This window comes from Aeromonas sp. NJAU223 (genome assembly GCF_051125555.1).
Lineage (GTDB): Bacteria > Pseudomonadota > Gammaproteobacteria > Enterobacterales > Aeromonadaceae > Aeromonas > Aeromonas veronii_G.
In genome coordinates, this window is the sequence record NZ_CP144204.1 from 4,000,762 (window position 1) to 4,019,506 (window position 18,745).

Annotated in this window: 15 protein-coding genes and 6 tRNA genes; 5 read left to right on the forward strand and 16 right to left on the reverse strand. The window is 61.0% G+C overall.

The features are described 5' to 3' along the window. Positions 1 to 77 precede the first annotated feature (77 nt). Entirely contained in the window at positions 78 to 905 is an 828-nt protein-coding gene (pbpG, locus tag VZC39_RS18380) for a D-alanyl-D-alanine endopeptidase (protein ID WP_434664408.1), read from the forward strand. 505 nt (positions 906 to 1,410) lie between these two features. Here pbpG and VZC39_RS18385 read toward each other — a convergent pair. The 12 genes from VZC39_RS18385 to pncC all read right to left on the reverse strand — a co-directional run bounded on the left by VZC39_RS18385 (position 1,411) and on the right by pncC (position 8,981). Beyond that, a tRNA-Arg gene (locus tag VZC39_RS18385) sits at positions 1,411 to 1,487 on the reverse strand. A 29-nt stretch (positions 1,488 to 1,516) separates the two neighbouring features. Beyond that, positions 1,517 to 1,593 (reverse strand) — tRNA-Arg (locus VZC39_RS18390). Positions 1,594 to 1,621: 28 nt separating this feature from the next. Continuing rightward, a tRNA-Arg gene (locus tag VZC39_RS18395) sits at positions 1,622 to 1,698 on the reverse strand. 26 nt (positions 1,699 to 1,724) lie between these two features. Then, positions 1,725 to 1,801: transfer RNA gene (locus VZC39_RS18400), tRNA-Arg, on the reverse strand. A gap of 98 nt (positions 1,802 to 1,899) precedes the next feature. Continuing rightward, positions 1,900 to 1,976, reverse strand: a tRNA-Arg gene (locus VZC39_RS18405). Positions 1,977 to 1,979: 3 nt separating this feature from the next. Next, positions 1,980 to 2,072: transfer RNA gene (locus tag VZC39_RS18410), tRNA-Ser, on the reverse strand. A gap of 214 nt (positions 2,073 to 2,286) precedes the next feature. Further along, positions 2,287 to 2,475, reverse strand: coding sequence for a carbon storage regulator CsrA (gene csrA, locus VZC39_RS18415; RefSeq protein ID WP_005315760.1), 189 nt, complete (start codon positions 2,473 to 2,475; stop codon positions 2,287 to 2,289). A 92-nt stretch (positions 2,476 to 2,567) separates the two neighbouring features. Beyond that, on the reverse strand, positions 2,568 to 3,815 hold the full coding sequence (locus tag VZC39_RS18420; RefSeq protein WP_349919801.1) for an aspartate kinase: 1,248 nt from the start codon (positions 3,813 to 3,815) through the stop codon (positions 2,568 to 2,570). 16 nt (positions 3,816 to 3,831) lie between these two features. Beyond that, complete coding sequence (alaS, locus tag VZC39_RS18425) at positions 3,832 to 6,456, reverse strand: alanine--tRNA ligase (RefSeq protein ID WP_434664411.1); 2,625 nt, start codon at positions 6,454 to 6,456, stop codon at positions 3,832 to 3,834. Between the two features lie 338 nt (positions 6,457 to 6,794). Beyond that, positions 6,795 to 7,310, reverse strand: coding sequence for a regulatory protein RecX (locus VZC39_RS18430; RefSeq protein WP_349919803.1), 516 nt, complete (start codon positions 7,308 to 7,310; stop codon positions 6,795 to 6,797). A gap of 35 nt (positions 7,311 to 7,345) precedes the next feature. Further along, the gene (recA, locus tag VZC39_RS18435) at positions 7,346 to 8,410 is read right to left on the reverse strand and encodes a recombinase RecA (RefSeq protein WP_349919804.1); all 1,065 of its coding nucleotides are present in this window, start codon (positions 8,408 to 8,410) and stop codon (positions 7,346 to 7,348) included. A 79-nt stretch (positions 8,411 to 8,489) separates the two neighbouring features. Then, entirely contained in the window at positions 8,490 to 8,981 is a 492-nt protein-coding gene (gene pncC / locus VZC39_RS18440) for a nicotinamide-nucleotide amidase (RefSeq protein WP_434668514.1), read from the reverse strand. Positions 8,982 to 9,237: 256 nt separating this feature from the next. On the opposite strand from pncC, the gene VZC39_RS18445 reads away from it, so the two are divergent. Together VZC39_RS18445 and mutS are read left to right on the forward strand one after the other, a co-directional pair. Next, complete coding sequence (locus VZC39_RS18445; RefSeq protein ID WP_434664413.1) at positions 9,238 to 9,645, forward strand: Spy/CpxP family protein refolding chaperone; 408 nt, start codon at positions 9,238 to 9,240, stop codon at positions 9,643 to 9,645. A gap of 248 nt (positions 9,646 to 9,893) precedes the next feature. Further along, complete coding sequence (gene mutS / locus VZC39_RS18450) at positions 9,894 to 12,464, forward strand: DNA mismatch repair protein MutS (protein WP_434664415.1); 2,571 nt, start codon at positions 9,894 to 9,896, stop codon at positions 12,462 to 12,464. An 89-nt stretch (positions 12,465 to 12,553) separates the two neighbouring features. Here mutS and VZC39_RS18455 read toward each other — a convergent pair whose 3' ends face one another. Further along, positions 12,554 to 14,152 (reverse strand): BCCT family transporter, encoded by a 1,599-nt coding sequence (locus tag VZC39_RS18455; protein ID WP_434664417.1) that lies wholly within the window; start codon positions 14,150 to 14,152, stop codon positions 12,554 to 12,556. Between the two features lie 9 nt (positions 14,153 to 14,161). Then, the gene (locus VZC39_RS18460) at positions 14,162 to 14,689 is read right to left on the reverse strand and encodes a hypothetical protein (protein ID WP_349922574.1); all 528 of its coding nucleotides are present in this window, start codon (positions 14,687 to 14,689) and stop codon (positions 14,162 to 14,164) included. Positions 14,690 to 14,853: 164 nt separating this feature from the next. On the opposite strand from VZC39_RS18460, the gene VZC39_RS18465 reads away from it, so the two are divergent. Further along, entirely contained in the window at positions 14,854 to 15,333 is a 480-nt protein-coding gene (locus tag VZC39_RS18465; protein WP_434664418.1) for a MarR family winged helix-turn-helix transcriptional regulator, read from the forward strand. Between the two features lie 59 nt (positions 15,334 to 15,392). Here the strand turns inward: VZC39_RS18465 and VZC39_RS18470 are convergent, their stop codons facing one another. Then, positions 15,393 to 15,974, reverse strand: a complete 582-nt coding sequence (locus tag VZC39_RS18470) for a YjaG family protein (protein ID WP_349919811.1) — start codon at positions 15,972 to 15,974, stop codon at positions 15,393 to 15,395. Positions 15,975 to 16,134: 160 nt separating this feature from the next. Here VZC39_RS18470 and VZC39_RS18475 point away from each other — a divergent pair, with 160 nt between their 5' ends. After that, on the forward strand, positions 16,135 to 17,079 hold the full coding sequence (locus tag VZC39_RS18475; protein ID WP_434664420.1) for a D-2-hydroxyacid dehydrogenase: 945 nt from the start codon (positions 16,135 to 16,137) through the stop codon (positions 17,077 to 17,079). Between the two features lie 66 nt (positions 17,080 to 17,145). Here the strand turns inward: VZC39_RS18475 and mepM are convergent, their stop codons facing one another. Further along, entirely contained in the window at positions 17,146 to 18,483 is a 1,338-nt protein-coding gene (gene mepM, locus VZC39_RS18480; protein ID WP_349919814.1) for a murein DD-endopeptidase MepM, read from the reverse strand. Positions 18,484 to 18,745: the final 262 nt, after the last annotated feature.

Below are 18,745 nucleotides of genomic sequence, written 5' to 3' on the forward strand. Positions count from 1 at the left end.
TCACTCCCGCTCTTGTAAAGCGGGGGCAAAAATGAGTGAATCTAGCGCCTTTTTTTCGCCGTGGATGGAGTCGTTGTATGGGGTGTCGGATTCGCGCAATCGCGCTGGTGTGTGGCCTGATGAGCCTGCTGGGGCTGCCCGCAGCCATGGCGGCCCCCAACCCGGCCAAGCTGCAGCTGAAATCGGGCAGCGCCCTGGTGATGGACGTCAACACGGGCAAGACCCTCTACCAGAAGAACCCCACCCAGGTGCGCCCCATCGCCTCCCTCACCAAGCTGATGACGGCCTTGGTGGTACTGGATGCCAAGCAGAACCTGAGCCAGACCCTGACCGTGGATCAGAACGACAGGGATAACCTCAAGCACACCTACTCCCGGGTGCGCTTCGGTACCAAGGTGAGCCGCCGGGATGCCCTGCACCTGGCGCTGATGTCCTCCGAGAATCGCATGGCCTCGGCACTGGCCCGCCACTACCCCGGTGGCCGCGCCGCCTTCGTGCGGGCCATGAACAACAAGGCCAGAGCGCTTGGCATGCGCAATACCCGCTACTATGACTCTACCGGCCTGTCGACCCGCAACGTCTCCACCGCCCAGGATCTGGCCAAGCTCATCTCGGTGGCCTATCGTCAGCCGCTGATCCGCCAGTTCACCCAGAACGACAGCATGGAGATGCGCTTCTCCAACCCCTCCTACAGCCTGATGTTCAACAACACCAACCCCCTGGTGAAGAACCCGGACTGGGATGTGCGCCTCTCCAAGACCGGTTACACCGACGAGGCGGGCCGCTGCCTGCTGATGCGCGCCAAGCCGGATCGCCAGGAGCTGGCCATCGTGCTGCTCAACTCGGTGGGCAAGCGCACCCCCATCGGCGATGCCAACCGCATTCGCAAGTGGCTCAAAAGCTGAGCCCCACCCGATGACAAAAGGATGCCGAGGCATCCTTTTTTATTGGCCGGGATTCCTGATCCCTGAGCGTCTCGCGCTCCCGGTGCCTGTCTGAACCGCGCCAGGGGATGCCTGGACCCACTTGGTCATGAAGGCCGCTCACCAGCCTGCCCCCGCCAGTACCATTCTCCAAAGGGGTGCCAATGCCTCAGGGCCAGGCATGCCTGCCAGCACCGATGCTCGGGAGACGGCGGATCACTTGCCAGGACGGGCGCATGGGCTCCTCATGCCTGCTGGCGCCACGCCTTGGAAAGAGGCACCTGCACACAGGGTTGGGGGCAAGAGACGTTCAGAGCAGCCATGGCGGGCGCGTAATGCGGCGCCGGGAGGTGCCGACCAGTCGACGAAGGGGCCAATAAGGCAGAGAGAAAGAGAGGTAAATGTAGAAATGGCAGCATATCTGCATGCTGAAGTCGGTTTTTGGCACATAAAAAAACAGCCCCGACCGAAGTCGGAGCTGTCTATATGGTGCGCCCGAGAGGATTCGAACCTCTGACCACCTGGTTCGTAGCCAGGTACTCTATCCAGCTGAGCTACGGGCGCTCATCAACTTTTGACATTGCTTCTTAAAATGGTGCGCCCGAGAGGATTCGAACCTCTGACCACCTGGTTCGTAGCCAGGTACTCTATCCAGCTGAGCTACGGGCGCTCACAAACTTTGACATTGCTTTATAAAATGGTGCGCCCGAGAGGATTCGAACCTCTGACCACCTGGTTCGTAGCCAGGTACTCTATCCAGCTGAGCTACGGGCGCTCATAAATCATTGATTTCACTTTAAATGGTGCGCCCGAGAGGATTCGAACCTCTGACCACCTGGTTCGTAGCCAGGTACTCTATCCAGCTGAGCTACGGGCGCCCTGATTTAAAGCGATAAAAAAAGCTTACTCAACAGTAAGCCTTTTATAGCGTACCGACGTGCTGAAGGTCGATACATGACTCATCGTGAGTCGAATATGGTGCGCCCGAGAGGATTCGAACCTCTGACCACCTGGTTCGTAGCCAGGTACTCTATCCAGCTGAGCTACGGGCGCAAATGGCGGAGAAGGGGGGATTCGAACCCCCGATGCGGGTATAAGCCGCATACTCCCTTAGCAGGGGAGCGCCTTCAGCCTCTCGGCCACCTCTCCGTTTGCGGGGCTGATAATACTTCACAGGGATTTTTAGTCAAACACTTTTTTGGAGAAAACAGAGCGTTCGCTCAGCATTTGGCCAAAGAGTGGAATATTCAAGCAAAATGGGTATTTACCCACAACTTCCGTGCCCTGGCGGGCCTTTTCGGGAACCCGGAAAAACAAAAGGCGACACATGAGATGTCGCCTTATAGCAGCTTAGAGATGCGGCTTAGAAGTTCGGTTGACCCGGTACTTTCTCGGCCTGTATCCGCATGTAGATCTCTTCACGGTGTACAGAGACCTCTTTCGGCGCGTTCACACCGATACGTACCTGATTGCCTTTCACGCCCAGAACGGTCACGGTCACTTCGTCACCAATCATCAGGGTTTCCCCTACACGACGAGTCAAAATAAGCATTCGCTTGCTCCTGTATCCTGTTTTGTATTTATATCGATATAGCCATTATCTTACAAAGATACCGATATGGTAAATGGTTGAAACTAAATCAATCAGGGATTGTTCCCCAAGGGCTGCTCATGCGGCTCTTGATCCAACCCGAAAGCGGAGTGCAACGAACGCACCGCCAGCTCCAGGTACTTCTCGTCAATCACCACGGATATCTTGATTTCAGAGGTGGAAATCAACTGCATGTTGATCCCCTCCTCGCCCAATACCTTGAACATGGTGCGCGCGACGCCAGGGTGATTCCACATGCCGACCCCGACGATGGAGACCTTGGCGATCTCCCCGTTGCCCTGTACGCAGGCGGCCCCCAACTCGGTGGCGGTCTCCTCCAGCAGGGCGCGGGCCCGGCGGTAGTCATCGCGATTCACCGTAAAGGTGAAATCGGCGGTGCCATCCCCCATGGTGTTCTGCACTATCATGTCGACATCTATGTTGGCATCGCTGATCGGATTCAGGATCTGCGCCGCCACCGTGGGTCTGTCCGGCACACCCAGAATGGTCAGACTGGCCTCGTTGCGGTTGAACGCAATGCCGGAAACCAGGGGTGCTTCCATTCTCTCACCTCCGTATGTGATTAAGGTTCCCTCTCCGTCGACAAAGCTCGACAGCACCCGCAGCGGTACGCGGTACTTGCCCGCGAATTCCACCGAACGGATCTGCAGCACCTTGGCCCCCAGACTCGCCATCTCCAGCATCTCCTCGAAGGTGATGGTGGAGAGCCGCCTGGCCTTGGGCTCGATGCGCGGATCCGTGGTATAGACCCCATCCACATCGGTAAAGATCTGGCATTCATCGGCCTTGATGGCTGCCGCCACCGCCACCGCTGTGGTATCCGAGCCGCCGCGGCCCAGGGTAGTGATGGCGTTATGCTCATCACGGCCCTGGAAACCGGCGATCACCACCACCTTGCCCGCCCCCAGTGCATCCTGCACCTGTTCGGTATCGATGTGGGTGATGCGCGCCTTGCCATAGGCGGAATCGGTGTGAATGCGCACCTGATCACCGGTCATTGAGACCGCGGGACACCCCCGCTGGTTCAATGCGATGGCCAGCAGCGCTATGGTGACCTGCTCACCGGTGGAGACCAGCACATCCATCTCCCGCCGGTTGGCATCCGGATCCAGCTGCTGGGCCATGCCCAGCAACCGGTTGGTCTCACCCGACATGGCGGAAACCACCACCACCACGTCATGCCCCTGGGCGCGGGTCAGGCTCACCCGTTCGGCGACTGCCGCTATTCGTTCCAGCGTGCCGACCGAGGTGCCGCCGTACTTCTGTACATAGAGTGCCACAGATCACCTCGCCCGTTTACAGGCGCTCTTCCAGCCAGGAGTGTACGGATTGCAGTGCCGCCGGCACGGCCTCTGGCTGGGTGCCCCCTGCCTGCGCCATGTCGGGACGACCACCGCCCTTGCCGCCCACTTGCTGGGCCACCAGGTTGACCAGCTCGCCCGCTTTTACCTTGGCGGTCAGGTCGTTGGTGACACCGGCGATCAGATTGACCTTGTCGTCGCTGCTGGTCGCCAGCAGCACGACACCGGATTTCATCTTGTTCTTCAGCTCGTCCAGCATGCCGCGCAGGGACTTGGGATCCGCGCCATCCAGCGCCGCGACCAGCACCTTCTGACCGTTGATCTCGATCACCTGGCTCAGCAGGTCGCTGCCCGCCTGAGCGGCCAGCTTGGCCTTGAGCTGCTCCAGCTCGCGCTCCATCAGCTTGGCCTTGTCCATCAGCTGGCGCACCTTGTCGGCGATGGAGAACTGATCCCCCTTCACCAGGGCGGCCGCCTCTTCGATCTGCTCGCCCAGCTGGTGCATGAAATCGATGGCACCCTTGCCGGTCACCGCTTCGATGCGACGCACCCCGGCGGCGATGCCGCTCTCGGCGATGATCTTGAAGAAGCCGATGTCACCGGTACGCTTGGCGTGAGTACCGCCACACAGCTCGGTGGAGTAGTCGCCCATGCGCACTACGCGCACGTCGTCTTCATACTTCTCGCCAAACAGTGCCATGGCACCGGCAGACTTGGCCGCCTCCAGATCCATGACCTGAGTGGTGACGTCGTGGTTGGCGCGGATCTGGGCGTTGACCAGCTCCTCGATGCGACGAATGGTTGCCATGGTCAGGCCTTCGAAATGGGAGAAGTCGAAGCGCATGCGCTCTGCTCCCACCAGCGATCCCTTCTGGGTCACGTGATCCCCCAGCGCCTGGCGCAGGGCCGCGTGCAGCAGGTGGGTCACCGAGTGGTTCAGGGCCACGGCCTGACGGCGCTCGCCATCGACCTCGGCTTCGACCTCGGCACCCTTCTCCAGGGTACCCAGCTCCAGATAACCCTTGTGGATGATGGCCTTGCCCGCCTTCTGGGTATCGGTCACGGCGAAGATGCCGTCGTCCACCTTGAGCACGCCGCTGTCACCCACCTGGCCACCGGACTCGGCGTAGAAGGGGGTCTCGGCCAGTACCACCACGGCCTCTTCACCGGCGATCAGGCCATTCACCTCGACGCCATCCTTGTAGATGCCGACGACGGTGGTCTTTTCGCTGAGCTGCTTGTAACCGGTAAATGGAGTCTCGAAGTCGAGTTTCAAGACCTCGTTGTAGTTCACGCCGAAGCTGGAAGCCTCCTTGGCTCGGGCGCGCTGTTTGGCCATCTCGACGTGGAAGCCTTCCTCGTCGATGCCGATCTCCCGCTCACGCACCACGTCTGCGGTGAGGTCGGCCGGGAAGCCGTAGGTGTCATAGAGCTTGAACACCACCTCGCCCGGGATCACCTTGGCGTCCCCCAGGTTGGCCAGCACGTCTTCCAGCAGCAGCAGGCCGCGGTCAAGGGTGCGGACGAACTGCTCTTCCTCGATACGCAGCACGCGCTCCACCAGGGGCAGCTGGGCAATCAGCTCGGCGGCCACATCCTTCATCTGAACCGCCAGCTCGGCGGCCAGCTTGTAGAAGAACACCTCGGTGGCACCCAGCTTGCGGCCGTGGCGCACGGCGCGGCGGATGATGCGGCGCAGCACATAGCCACGACCTTCGTTGGACGGCATGACACCGTCAGCCACCAGGAAGGCGCAGGAGCGGATGTGGTCGGCGATGACCCGCAGGGACTGATTGCTCAGATCGTTGGTACCGACGATCTCGGCAGCCTTCTTGATCAGCGCCTGGAAGATGTCGATCTCGTAGTTGGAGTGCACTCCCTGCAGGATGGCGGAGATGCGCTCAAGGCCCATGCCGGTATCCACGGACGGGCGGGGCAGCGGCTCCATGGTGCCGTCGGCCTGACGGTTGAACTGCATGAAGACCACGTTCCAGATCTCGATGAAGCGGTCGCCGTCTTCGTCCGGGGAGCCGGGAGGGCCACCCTGGATGTGGTCGCCGTGGTCATAGAAGATCTCGGTGCAGGGGCCGCAGGGGCCGGTGTCACCCATCTGCCAGAAGTTATCGGAAGCAAAGGCCGCGCCCTTGTTGTCACCGATGCGCACGATGCGATCGGCGGGAACCCCGATTTCCTTGGCCCAGATGTTGAATGCTTCGTCGTCCGTCTCGTACACGGTCACCAGCAGGCGCTCTTTGGGCAGCTTGAGGGTACCGGTCAGGAATTCCCAGGCAAAACGGATGGCGTCCTGCTTGAAGTAGTCACCGAAGCTGAAGTTGCCCAGCATCTCGAAGAAGGTGTGGTGACGGGCGGTATAGCCCACGTTTTCCAGGTCATTGTGCTTGCCGCCGGCCCGTACGCAGCGCTGGGCCGTGGTGGCACGATGATAGGCACGCTTGTCTGCGCCAAGGAACACGTCCTTGAACTGGTTCATCCCTGCGTTGGTGAACAGCAGAGTCGGGTCGTTATGAGGAACCAGGGAGCTGGAGGAGACAACCTGGTGCCCCTGGGAGCGGAAATACTCGAGAAACGCGGCGCGTAACTCAGACGTGGACATATACATGGAAAATCCTGCTTGATTCGGATACGGACTTTTAATCGCAATAATGTAAGTTTTCTGCGGGGTAAAGTAAAACGTACCAGCCCCTGATGGGTGAAAAAGCCCCGTTCGGGAAGGGTGCAGGCGAGCCCTTGGTGACGGCGGCGTGCCACAGGGGGAAATCAGGGGAAAATACTAAACGAGTGTCCCGGCCAGCGTCAGTCGGCGGTGACCATTTTCGACGGATTGGGGAGCATCGCCACGTTGGCGTCAGGGGCTCGGGACACCCACTCAGGTGCTAAAAAGGCGGCGCCCTCCAGGCCCGAGGCTGTCAGATCCGAAGAGGCGCCACACTTTGGCGCTTATTCCTCCTGGCCCTGCATGACGGCGATGGCATAGCGGGCCTGATCCTGATTGAAACCACGGCCCAGCAGGTACTTGAGCCACTTCATGCGCAACTTGAAATCCGCGAAATCCGTTGCCCTGGCGCGGCGCTGCAACAGCTCGGCCGCCAATTCGAACCAATCCAGCTCAGGTTGCTCGAACGCCGCCTCTATCTGGTTGTCGTCCAGCCCCTTGCGACGCAGCTCGAAGCGGATCTTGATGGGGCCATGGCCCTTGGCTGCCCCGGCCCGCACCGCCATGGCGCCGTAGCGCTCGTCGTCGACCCAGCGATGCTCACGACAATAGTCGAGAACAGCCTCGATCACGGCGTCCGTAAAGCCCTGCTTGCGCAGCCGGTTCGCCAGCTCGGACTCGGCACTCTCCCGCCGCGCCAGACTGCGCATGGCGAAGGCGCGCGCCGCGGCAAACTGCTCTTCAAAGGTGGGCTCGGGGAGTGGGTTATCTGCGGGTTCTGACATGGGGGTATCGACCATAAATGAGAAGGCCGGGTATCAACCCGGCCTCTTTGTTATTCGAACTCTTGCTCGTTTTCGGGCTCGAACTCATCGGCCTCGGCCACCTCGGCCTTGCCGTCCTGCGGGATGGCACCCGACAGCAGCAGTTCGCGCAGACGGGCTTCCACCTCAGCCGCCATCGCCTTGTTCTCGGAGAACAGCTTCATCACGTTGGCCTTGCCCTGACCGATCTTCTCGCCGTTGTAGCTGTACCAGGCGCCAGCCTTGTCGATCAGCTTGTGCTTGACGCCCAGGTCCACCAGCTCGCCTTCCTTGGAGATACCGGCCCCGTAGAAGATCTGGAACTCGGCCTGCTTGAAGGGAGGCGCCACCTTGTTCTTGACGACCTTGACGCGGGTCTCGTTGCCGACCACTTCGTCCCCTTCCTTGATGGCGCCGGTACGACGGATGTCGAGACGCACGGAGGCGTAGAACTTCAGGGCGTTACCACCTGTGGTGGTCTCGGGGCTGCCGAACATGACGCCGATCTTCATCCGGATCTGGTTGATGAAGATACACAGACAGTTCGCGTTCTTGATGTTGGCGGTCAGCTTGCGCAGGGCCTGGGACATCAGGCGAGCCTGCAGACCGACGTGGGAATCCCCCATCTCGCCTTCGATTTCGGCCTTCGGCGTCAGGGCGGCCACGGAGTCGACGATGATGACGTCGACGGCATTGGAGCGCACCAGCATGTCGCAGATTTCGAGAGCCTGTTCGCCTGTGTCAGGCTGGGAAATCAGCAGATCATCGACGTTTACACCGAGCTTGGCAGCATAAATGGGGTCCAGAGCGTGCTCTGCATCGACGAATGCACAGGTCTTGCCTTTCTTCTGGGCTTCCGCGATCACCTGCAGGGTCAGGGTCGTCTTGCCGGAGGATTCCGGACCGTAGATCTCGACGATACGGCCACAGGGCAGACCGCCGATCCCCAGCGCCACGTCCAGGGAGAGGGAACCGGTGGAGATGGCTTCGATGTCCATGGTCTTGCTGTCGCCCAGACGCATGATGGAGCCCTTGCCGAACTGCTTCTCGATCTGCCCCAGCGCAGCCGCCAGTGCCTTCTGTTTGTTCTGATCCATGCCAATCTCCGCTGGGAATCGTGGTAAGAAATGAAGTTGGGCTAAGTATACTGTTTATGCATACAGTATCAAGCCAAAATTATCTGAGCAGGGCCAACAAGCCGGAGAGCGCCTGTCTGACGGCCTGTTGTCGCACTTGCTGGCGGTCGCCGTCGAAGCGGGCCAGCAGGGAGTGCTGGCGGCCGCTCTTGTCCGCCCAAGCGAACCAGACGGTACCCACCGGTTTGTCATCGCTGCCGCCCCCCGGGCCGGCGATGCCGCTGATGGCGACACTGATGCCCGCATCGGAGCGGGCCAGGGCTCCCCGCGCCATCTCCAGCACCACGGTCTCGCTGACGGCGCCGTGACGCAGCAGACTGTCGATGCTGACGCCCAGCATCTGCTGCTTGGCCTCGTTGGTGTAGGTGACAAAGCCCCGGTCAAACCAGCCCGAGCTGCCGGCGATATCGGTGATGGCGGTAGCCACGCCGCCACCGGTACAGGACTCCGCGGTCGTGGCCAGCCAGCCCCGCGCCGTCAGCGCCTCGCCCAGTTCCTGGGAGAGGCGGGCAATCTCTGCATCAAGCCCCATCGTCATGCCCTCGTTGGCCCCTTGCGGGCTGAATATGGGGCTCATTATGCAATTGCCCCTGCCCGGGGACAACCCGCGAGGCACCCCCTGCGTCAGCCTGGTTCAGGCGCCGGTGGCCGCTCACCAGACGAGCGCCCCGGCAAATGGTCCGCGCTTAAGCTTCAGTACATGGGGGCTCTCTATAATCAACGGGCGCCGCCGTTGGAGCGGCATCCACTTGATGAATACCTTCCGATGAAAACATGGAGAAGAACAGATGAAGCATCAGTTTAAAGTTGCCATGGCCGCGCTGGCTATCTGTGTGAGCAGCCAGGCCTTCGCCGCCGAGAATGCTCCCGAGCTGCAAACCGAGACCACCCTGGCCCAGGAGCTGAACCTGTCCAGCGCCCAGGTTGAACAGATCAAGGGGCTGCGGGAGCAGGCGGCCAAGGAGCTGAGCTCCGTCAAGCTCGATGCCATCGGTCAGGATGTCATCGTCAACATGATCAAGAGCGGCAAGTGGGATGAAGCCGCCGCCAAGAAACAGCTGCAGACCATCAGCAACGTCCAGGCCGAGGCTCGCTACTACCGCGCCCACTACCTGTTCGAGGTGAGCAAGGTGCTGACTGCCGAGCAAAAAGCCAAGCTGCACGAGATGCTGAGCGGCGGCGAAGCCATGTACTAAGGGCGATGCCCTCCCATCCCCGCTGCCTGGCGGGGATGTTGTCTATCCCCATTTATCCCCGCCACCCGAGTCCTCCCCACTCCAGCCAGCTCACTGCGTCAGGACACGCCAACCCGGTCAAGACGCCGGGTTTGCCCCCAAGACGGAGATTCCCCCTCACCATCCGCCCCCGAGCATGTAGAATGGCTGCCAGATTCAGACCCAAGATGGCAGACGCTTCCCTGCCAGAGCACCTTCTGGAATAGCACATGACAGCACAGCACCCAGTCAGCGGCGCCACCCTCAGCGCCCACACCCCCATGATGCAGCAGTACCTGACCCTCAAGGCCGAGAACCCGGAGATCCTGCTGTTCTACCGGATGGGCGACTTCTACGAGCTCTTCTATGACGATGCCCGCAAGGCCTCCCAGCTGCTCGACATCTCCCTGACCAAGCGCGGCCAGTCCGCCGGCAGCCCCATCCCCATGGCCGGGGTGCCCTATCATGCCATCGAGGGGTATCTGGCCAAGCTGGTGCAGCTCGGCGAGTCTGCCGCCATCTGCGAGCAGGTGGGGGATCCCGCCACCAGCAAGGGACCGGTGGAGCGCAAGGTGGTACGCATCATCACCCCGGGCACCGTCTCCGACGAGGCGCTGCTCAGTGAACGCCAGGACAACCTGATCGCCGCCGTCTATCACGATGGTCGCCGCTTCGGCTACGGCACTCTGGACATCGGCTCCGGCCGCTTCTTCATCAATCAGTTCGACAAGGAAGAGACCCTGCTGGCGGAGCTGCAACGCACCAACCCGGCCGAGCTGCTCTACCCGGAATCCTTCGAGTTCCTGCGCCACATCGAGGGCCGCCGCGGCCTGCGCCGCCGCCCGGAGTGGGAGTTCGAGCTGGGCACCGCCCGCAAGCTGTTGTGCCAGCAGTTCGGCACCCAGGATCTGGTGGGCTTCGGGGTCGAGCAGAGCGAGACCGCCCTGTGCGCCGCCGGCTGTCTGATGCAGTACGTGAAGGACACCCAGCGCACCGCCCTGCCCCACATTCGCGGCGTGCGACTGGAGCAGCCGGATCACGCCGTCATCATGGACGCCGCCACCCGCCGCAACCTGGAACTGACCCAGAACCTGGCGGGCGGTTATGACAATACGCTCGCCGAAGTGCTGGACAGGACCGCCACCCCCATGGGCAGCCGCTTGCTCAAGCGCTGGATCCACCAGCCAATCCGGGATCGGGTGATCCTCAAGGGGCGCCAGAGCACCATCGCCGAGCTCATCGAGCAGAACCTCTACGACGAACTGGGCGGCCTGCTGCGCCAGGTCGGCGACGTGGAGCGGGTGCTGGCGCGTCTGGCCCTGCGCAGTGCCCGTCCCCGCGATCTCACCCGGCTGCGCCAGGCCTTCGGCCAACTGCCCGAGCTGCAACGGCTGCTGGCAGACAGCGAACACGAGGCCGTGCAGCAGCTGAGCGAACGGGCCAGCACCTTCCCCGAGCTGCTGAGCCTGCTGGAGCGGGCCGTGATGGAGGTGCCGCCGGTGCTGATCCGCGATGGCGGCGTCATCCGCGATGGTTTCAACCAGGAGCTGGACGAGCTGCGGGATCTCGCCAACGGCGCCACCGCGAGCCTCGCCCGCATCGAGGAGCGGGAGAAGGCCCTCACCGGCATCAATACCCTCAAGGTGGGCTACAACAAGGTGCACGGCTTCTACATTGAGGTGAGCCGCGCCAACAGCCACCTGGTGCCGACCCACTACATCCGCCGCCAGACCCTCAAGAACAACGAGCGCTACATCATCGATGAGCTCAAGAAGTACGAGGACAAGGTGCTCACCGCCCAGGCCCAGGCGCTGGCGCTGGAGAAGCGTCTCTACGAGGCGTTGCTCGACGCCCTGTTGCCCCACCTCGGTGAACTGCAGGAGTCCGCCGCCGCGCTGGCGGAGCTGGACGTGCTGTCAAACCTGGCGGAGCGGGCCGAGACCCTGGACTACCGCTGCCCCACCCTGACCGAGGAGGATCAGATCCTGATCGAGGCGGGTCGCCACCCCGTGGTGGAACAGGTGATGACGGATCCCTTTATCGCCAACCCGATCAACCTGCAGCGCAGTCGCCGCATGCTGATCATCACGGGCCCGAACATGGGGGGTAAGTCCACCTACATGCGCCAGACGGCACTCATCGTGCTGCTGGCCCACATCGGCGCCTATGTGCCCGCGAGCAGCGCCCGCATCGGCCCCATCGACCGCATCTTCACCCGCATCGGGGCCTCGGATGACCTGGCTTCCGGCCGTTCCACCTTCATGGTAGAAATGACCGAGACCGCCAACATCCTCAACAACGCCACCGCCCGCAGCCTGGTGCTGATGGACGAGATCGGCCGCGGCACCAGCACCTACGACGGCCTCTCCTTGGCCTGGGCCTGTGCCGAGCAACTGGCGAGCAAGATAGGCGCCTACACCCTGTTCGCGACCCACTACTTCGAGCTGACCCAACTGCCCGCACTGATGGAGGGGCTGGCCAACGTCCACCTGGACGCGGTGGAACACGGAGACACCATCGCCTTCATGCACGCGGTGCAGGAAGGGGCGGCCAGCCGCTCCTACGGTCTGCAGGTGGCGGCACTGGCGGGGGTGCCCAAATCGGTGATCCATCAGGCTCGCCACAAGCTGGCCGAGCTGGAGAGCGCCACGCCGGCCCCCGCCGGCGAGGCACGCCCGGCCCCGGTCGTGCTGACACCCCAGCCCCACCCCGTGGTGGAAGAACTGGCAGCTGTGCGCCCGGATGAGCTCAGCCCCCGTCAGGCACTGGACCTGCTCTATCGCCTCAAGCAGTTGCTGTAACCGGCGCCGAACGACAGCCATGAAAAAAGGGAACCGCGAGGTTCCCTTTTTTATTTTCCGTTCAATGGCTTGTCATCGGCCGGTCTGGCTTAGGCCGGACCAATCCGGTCCATCAGGCTCAGGTGGGAGGAGCCGTCGTGACGCTTGAGGTTCTGCCGGTACTCGAACTGGCGCTGACTCTCTTGCTTCAAACCCAGCATCAGGGAGTAGCACATGGCCAGCATGATCAGGGAGAAGGGCAGCGCCGCTATGATGCTGGCCGCCTGCAGAGCCGCCAGACCGCCGGATACCAGCAGTATGGCCGCCACCAGTCCCTGACCCAGACCCCAGATGGCGCGGTGCAGCACGGGGGGATCCTGATCACCGATGGAGAGCAGCGTCGTGATCACGAGCGTGCCCGAGTCGCTGGAGGTGATGAAGTAGGTGCAGATGAGCAGGGTCAGAACCCCCTTGGCAATCCAGCCGAAGGTATCCCAGTGCAGCAGCTCCACCGTCTTGTAGAGGGCCAGGGTCACATCCTGGTTGACCGCTTCGACCACGCCACCGCTACCGAACAGCTCCAGGTGCATGGCGGTGCCACCGAACACGGTGAGCCAGAGCATGCCGAGCAGGGAGGGCACCAGCAGGACGCCGAGCACGAACTCGCGGATGGTACGGCCCTTGGAGATGCGGGCGATGAACATGCCGACAAAGGGTGCCCAGGCAATCCACCAGCCCCAGTAGAAGGCGGTCCAGCTGGATTGCCAGGCCGAGGTGCCGTTGGCCTCGGTATTGGTCCAGAAGCTCAGCTTGACGATGTTTTGCAGGTAGTCACCGATGTTCTGCACATAGGCGTTGAGCAGATAGGTGGTCGGCCCCAGCGCGAGGAAGAGGGCGAGCACGAAGACGCTGAGCCAGATGTTGAGTTCGGAGAGGATCTTCACCCCGCGTCCCACCCCGGAGATGGCGGAAAGAGTAGCAATAACGCTGATGCCACCGATGAGCCAGAGCTGGTTGGTCTGGGAGACCCCCATGCCAAACATCTGGTTCAGACCCGTATTCATCTGGGAGACCCCCAGTCCCAGGGAGGTCGCCACCCCGAACACGGTGCCGAACACCGCCAGCACATCGGCCGCGTGGCCCCAGAAGCCGTAGATGCGCTCACCGAGGATGGGATAGAGCACGGAGCGGATCGCCAGTGGCAGCTTGCGGCGGTAGCTGAAGAACGCCAGCGAGAGACCGACGATCACATAGATGGCCCAGGGATGCAGGCCCCAGTGGAAGAAGGTGAGGCGCATGGCGATCTGGGCCGCCTCCGGGGTCATCCCCTCGGTGATGAAGGGATTGCTCTGCAGGTGATACATGGGCTCGGCGATGCTCCAGAACACCAGACCTATGCCCATACCGGCACTGAACAACATGGAGAACCAGGCGAAGTAGCCAAATTCCGGTACCTGGTCGTCGTCGCCCAGCCGGATGCTGCCAAAGCGGCTGAACATCAGATAGACGGCGAAGAACAGAAACAGGGCGACTACCAGGATGTAGTACCACTTGAAGCCGGCAATGATGGTGTCTTTGGCGCCGGTAAACCAGGTTCCCGCAGTATCGGGATCAAAGACGCCGAACAGCAGGAACAGGGTCACGACGGTCAGGGCCGTCATGGCCATGGTGGGATTGAGGCCTTTCAACAGCCCTTTGGTTGCTCTCATCTGGCCTCCTTAGTCATGGTTGAAAAAATCTTCGCCGACGTGATCGCCCGCCCCGCCGATGGCGCGATAGACCAGACGGCCCGCCACCTGCTCACGGTGATCCACCAGGCTGACCGACGGTTGACCGTTCACCGCATGGCGCTTGCCGAGGAAGATGGCCATGGGAACCCCCAGGCTGGAGACGCCGCTGGTGATCCAGAGCCGGTTGAAATCGTAGGAGCCGCCGATGAATTCAAGTTGGGCCAAGCCGTTGTCCAGGCCCGCCAGGTAGAAGTTCATGGCGCTCTCGTCGGGGAAGAGGTGTACCAGCACATAGGCATAGCGCAGTTCGTTCACCAACTCCTTTAAGCTGAAAGCACCGGTGTTGCTGCAAGAGAGGGGCAACTCACCATCGTAGTGATGCACCTTGAGGTTGTTCGGGTCTTCGTCATAGGCGGGCTGGTAACGCACGAATGCCGAGGTATCTGGCAGTTCATAGCGAACTCTGACTACCCGTAGCTCGTTCACAAGGGACTTGATATCCAGGTCGTTCTGCATCATTTAGCTCCTCAAAGATCGGATTAAATTTCGAAAACAGCGGGATAACCTAACACAAAATTAGTTAGAGCAGAAACTATTAGACCAAAAACCATATTGACCTTGTGTGGAATTAGGCGGAAAATCTTGCGCCTCTCAACTACCAGGCCATGAGCCGGACCCCAGTGGAAAAACATGATGAAGTGCTGGTCGCCCTGCGCCAGATCATCCGTGCCATCGATATGCACTCCAAACGCTTGATCAAGGAAGCCGGGCTGACCTCACCACAGCTCCTGCTGCTCAAGGGGATAGACGAGCTGGGGCAGATCTCCATGCGCCAGCTGGCGGATCACACCAACATGAGCCAGGCCACCGCCACCACCATCATGGATCGGCTCGAGAGCCGCCAGCTGGTGCAGCGGATCCGCAGCGAGACCGACAAGCGCAAGGTACATGCGACGCTGACTGACGCGGGCCGAGCCCTGCTGGAACAAGCGCCGACCCCGCTGCAAGAGAGCTTCATCCTGCGTTTCCAGGCCCTGGAAACCTGGGAGCAGACCCTGCTGCTCTCCTCCCTGCAGCGGATCTCCTCCATGATGAATGCCGATGGCATCGACGCCGCACCAGTGCTGAGCGTCAGGCCCCTCACCGAGGAGCGGGCATAAAAAAAGCTCCCATTCGGGAGCTTTTTTTATGGGCAAGCGTGGAAGGCGCCACACTCGTATCACTCGTCCAGGCTGATACCGATGTTGGACACACCGCCCTGGGCGGCAAACTCGCGGATGGCCAGGATGCGGTCGCTGTCGCGCTCGAAGGCCACGCGCTTGAGCAGTTCGACCTGAAACTCCAGCTCGGCCTCGATGTACTCGTGCTCGTAGAGTTCCTCATCGGTCAGGTCCCGCTCTTCCAGCATCTCGATGAAGCCGGCTACGGTGCCCACAGACGCGTGACTGGCATCCGTGGCTTCTTCGCCCACCCGGCAAATTACCGAGTTGTAGGCGCAGCCCAGTGCGACGCAGGCATCCAGTGCCGGATAGGCACCATAGGATTCAAACTTGCTGGGCTCGGGAATGTAGATCTCGAACGCCTCCAGAATGGCCCCCAGATTGACCCGGGAACCCTTTACCGTGAGGTAGTTCCACATCTGATCCAGCGCGTGACGAAATGCCCTGGCATCGCCGAAACCGGACGCCTGGGAAAACAGCACATAGTTGGGGTACATGCGCTCTGCCAGCGCCAGGGTGTAGACGGTCTGCTGCCAAGGCTGCAGCTCGGCCAGTCGCTTATAAAACTTGTCACCAAACACTGGAGTCTGATCCTTTGCAAAATGTGGGGCAGATTGTAGCCCACGAGGGGGCTGGCGAAAACGAAAAAGCACCCTGCTCGGCTATCTTGCCCGATCAACTGGGGTAAGATGGGAACAGATCCCCCTTTGCCGTGCCATAAACATGATAAGGAACAAGAGTATGAGCCAACGTACCCTGCTTCTGCTCAGCCAGGACAACGCCCATTACGAGCGCCTGCTCAAGGCCGCTCACCTCCCCCATCTGCGCATTCTGCGGGCCGACAACCCGAGCGAAGCCGAACGGCTCATCGGTGAGGCACACATCCTGATGGCCGAGCCGGCTCGTGCCAAACCCCTGCTGCCCAAGGCCGGCAAGCTCGGCTGGTTGCAATCCACCTACGCCGGAGTCGATGTGCTGCTGGATGCCAGTTGTCGCCGGGACTACCTGCTCACCAATGTGCGCGGCATCTTCGGCCCCCTGATGAGCGAGTATGTGTTTGGCCACCTTCTGAGCCTGACCCGTCATCTGCCCCTCTACCGCGAACAGCAACAACAACAGCTGTGGCAGAGCCAGCCTTATCAGGGACTCAAGGGCAAGACCCTGTTGCTGCTCGGCACCGGCAGCATAGGCCAGCACATCGCTCACACCGGCAAACACTTCGGCATGCGTGTACTCGGCATCAGCCACAGCGGCCGTGAGCGGGCGGGCTTCGATCAGGTGTATCAGCTGCCGGCGCTGAACAAGATGCTGGCCCAGGCCGACGTCATCGTCAGCGTGTTGCCGGCAACCCGGGAAACCCGCCACCTGTTCACCGCCGATCGCTTCAACCACTGCAAGCCGGGCGCCATCTTCTTCAACGTCGGCCGGGGCAATGCGGTACACGAGGGAGATCTGCTGGCGGCCCTGCAAAATGGCAAGCTCGCCACCGCCGTGCTGGATGTGTTCGAGCAGGAGCCCCTGGCTCCCACCAGTCCCCTCTGGCATCAGCCCAATCTCATCATCACGCCCCACAACAGCGCCTACAGCTTCCCGGAAGATGTGGCCCAGATCTTCATCCGCAACTACATCCGCTTCATCGACGGCCAGCAGCTCGATGGGCGCATCGACTTCGACAAGGGTTACTGAGTCCGGCCCATAAAAAAGGCCCCGCCATGATGGCGGGGCCTTTTGCTATCTGGACAAGAAAGAGGCTCAACCCGCCTCCATCTCCTGGCGATAACTCTTCACCTTGGCGAGGAACTGGCGCTTCTCCTTGCCGGAGAGCGGTTCAGCCATGGGCAACTTGACCGTCATGGGGTTCACCGGGCGGTTGTTGATCCGCACCTCGTAGTGCAAGTGGGCCCCCGTGGAGCGTCCGGTGTTGCCGGAGAGGGCTATCTTGTCACCCATCTTCACCTTCTGACCGGGTTTCACCAGCAACTTGCTCAGGTGCAGGTAGCGGGTCATCAGGGTGCGGCCGTGCTTGATCACCACATAGGTACCAGCCAGCGGGTGGCGGGTCGCCTTGAGCACCACGCCATCACCGGTGGCCATCACAGCGGTGCCCACCGGCAGGGCGAAGTCGGTGCCCTCGTGGGGACGGACCTGCCCCGTGATGGGGTGGCGCCGGGCCGGGTTGAAATTCGAGCTGATCCGGTAGCGACTGTGGGTCGGATAACGGCGGAAACCACGCTCCAAGCTGTTCGCCTGACCGTCATAGTAGTTGCCGTCCTCCGACAGCCAGGCAGACACCGCCTTGCCCTGGCTGAACACCTCGACACCCAGCAGCTGGGTGTTGCCCGTGCTCTTGCCCTCGACCGTCTCCTGACGCACCAGCACCTTGAATTTGTCACCTTTTTGCAGATCTTTCGCGAAGTTCATCCGCCACTGGAACAGGTTGGCAATCTTCTGGATATGGTTGGCCGGGATGCCGGCATTGCGGGCGCTGACATAGAAACTGCCATTGATGACACCGTCATAACTCTTCTTCTGCCACTCCACCTTCTCGTTGAGCATGTTGGCGCTGTAGGTGTCATCGGTGCGCTCCAGCACCAGAGTCTGCTTGATGTTCAGGCGGATCTTGAGCTGCTGCAGTATGTTGTCCTGATCGATCAGCAACTCTATGGTCTGGCCAGGCTTGAGACGGGCCAGATGATTCTTGGCATCCGCATCCAGCACCTTGTAGAGGGTGGTGGTGGAAAGCCCCAGATTGTTGAAGATGGCCGTCAGGTTTTCACCGTTGCGCACCCGGTAATCCTGCCACTGGGGAGTCACATCCGCCGGGATGTCATCCTCCGGGGCGGCCGCCTCCACCAGTTCGTGGTCCGGGATATCGTTAAAATCGGTGTTATCTTCGTTGGTCGCGGTGCCCGGGGTAGCGATGGGCAACTCGAGACGCAGTGGCCGCTCCAGGATGTCACCGGGGGCTGGCAATACGGCTACCGCCGACAGCGTCATGGCCGTGAGCAGTAACATGGCATAAAAATGCTTGCGGGGAACCGGGGGTTCCCAGTTGGCAGCCTGCGCTACCAAGGGACGGAGACGTTTCATCCGCTATCCTGTCATTAGATCTAAGGGTGGTAGTTGTGTGTCTGTCTTTATGATTTTTTATTATGAAAACCGTGCATCTGGCAATTAGACCTAAATACTTACAAAAAGTTCATAGCTATATGCACGAACCCCACATTTTATGCATAACCTTCCTGTATTGGCAGAAATGATCGCCAGTTTCAGACATTTCTTTCTATTTTTAAGAACCCGATCCGGTTGTCGTCGCTCAAGAGCAACCAAATGTTGCAAGAACATTTCCATG

Bases quoted from the DNA above. Each gene is read 5' to 3' on its own strand.
- pbpG (WP_434664408.1), top strand. From the start codon at position 78: ATGGGGTGTCGGATTCGCGCAATCGCGCTGGTGTGTGGCCTGATGAGC.
- csrA (WP_005315760.1), bottom strand. From the start codon at position 2,475: ATGCTTATTTTGACTCGTCGTGTAGGGGAAACCCTGATGATTGGTGAC.
- alaS (WP_434664411.1), bottom strand. From the start codon at position 6,456: ATGTATATGTCCACGTCTGAGTTACGCGCCGCGTTTCTCGAGTATTTC.
- VZC39_RS18430 (WP_349919803.1), bottom strand. From the start codon at position 7,310: ATGGTCGATACCCCCATGTCAGAACCCGCAGATAACCCACTCCCCGAG.
- recA (WP_349919804.1), bottom strand. From the start codon at position 8,410: ATGGATCAGAACAAACAGAAGGCACTGGCGGCTGCGCTGGGGCAGATC.
- pncC (WP_434668514.1), bottom strand. From the start codon at position 8,981: ATGGGGCTTGATGCAGAGATTGCCCGCCTCTCCCAGGAACTGGGCGAG.
- VZC39_RS18445 (WP_434664413.1), top strand. From the start codon at position 9,238: ATGAAGCATCAGTTTAAAGTTGCCATGGCCGCGCTGGCTATCTGTGTG.
- mutS (WP_434664415.1), top strand. From the start codon at position 9,894: ATGACAGCACAGCACCCAGTCAGCGGCGCCACCCTCAGCGCCCACACC.
- VZC39_RS18455 (WP_434664417.1), bottom strand. From the start codon at position 14,152: ATGAGAGCAACCAAAGGGCTGTTGAAAGGCCTCAATCCCACCATGGCC.
- VZC39_RS18460 (WP_349922574.1), bottom strand. From the start codon at position 14,689: ATGCAGAACGACCTGGATATCAAGTCCCTTGTGAACGAGCTACGGGTA.
- VZC39_RS18475 (WP_434664420.1), top strand. From the start codon at position 16,135: ATGAGCCAACGTACCCTGCTTCTGCTCAGCCAGGACAACGCCCATTAC.
- mepM (WP_349919814.1), bottom strand. From the start codon at position 18,483: ATGAAACGTCTCCGTCCCTTGGTAGCGCAGGCTGCCAACTGGGAACCC.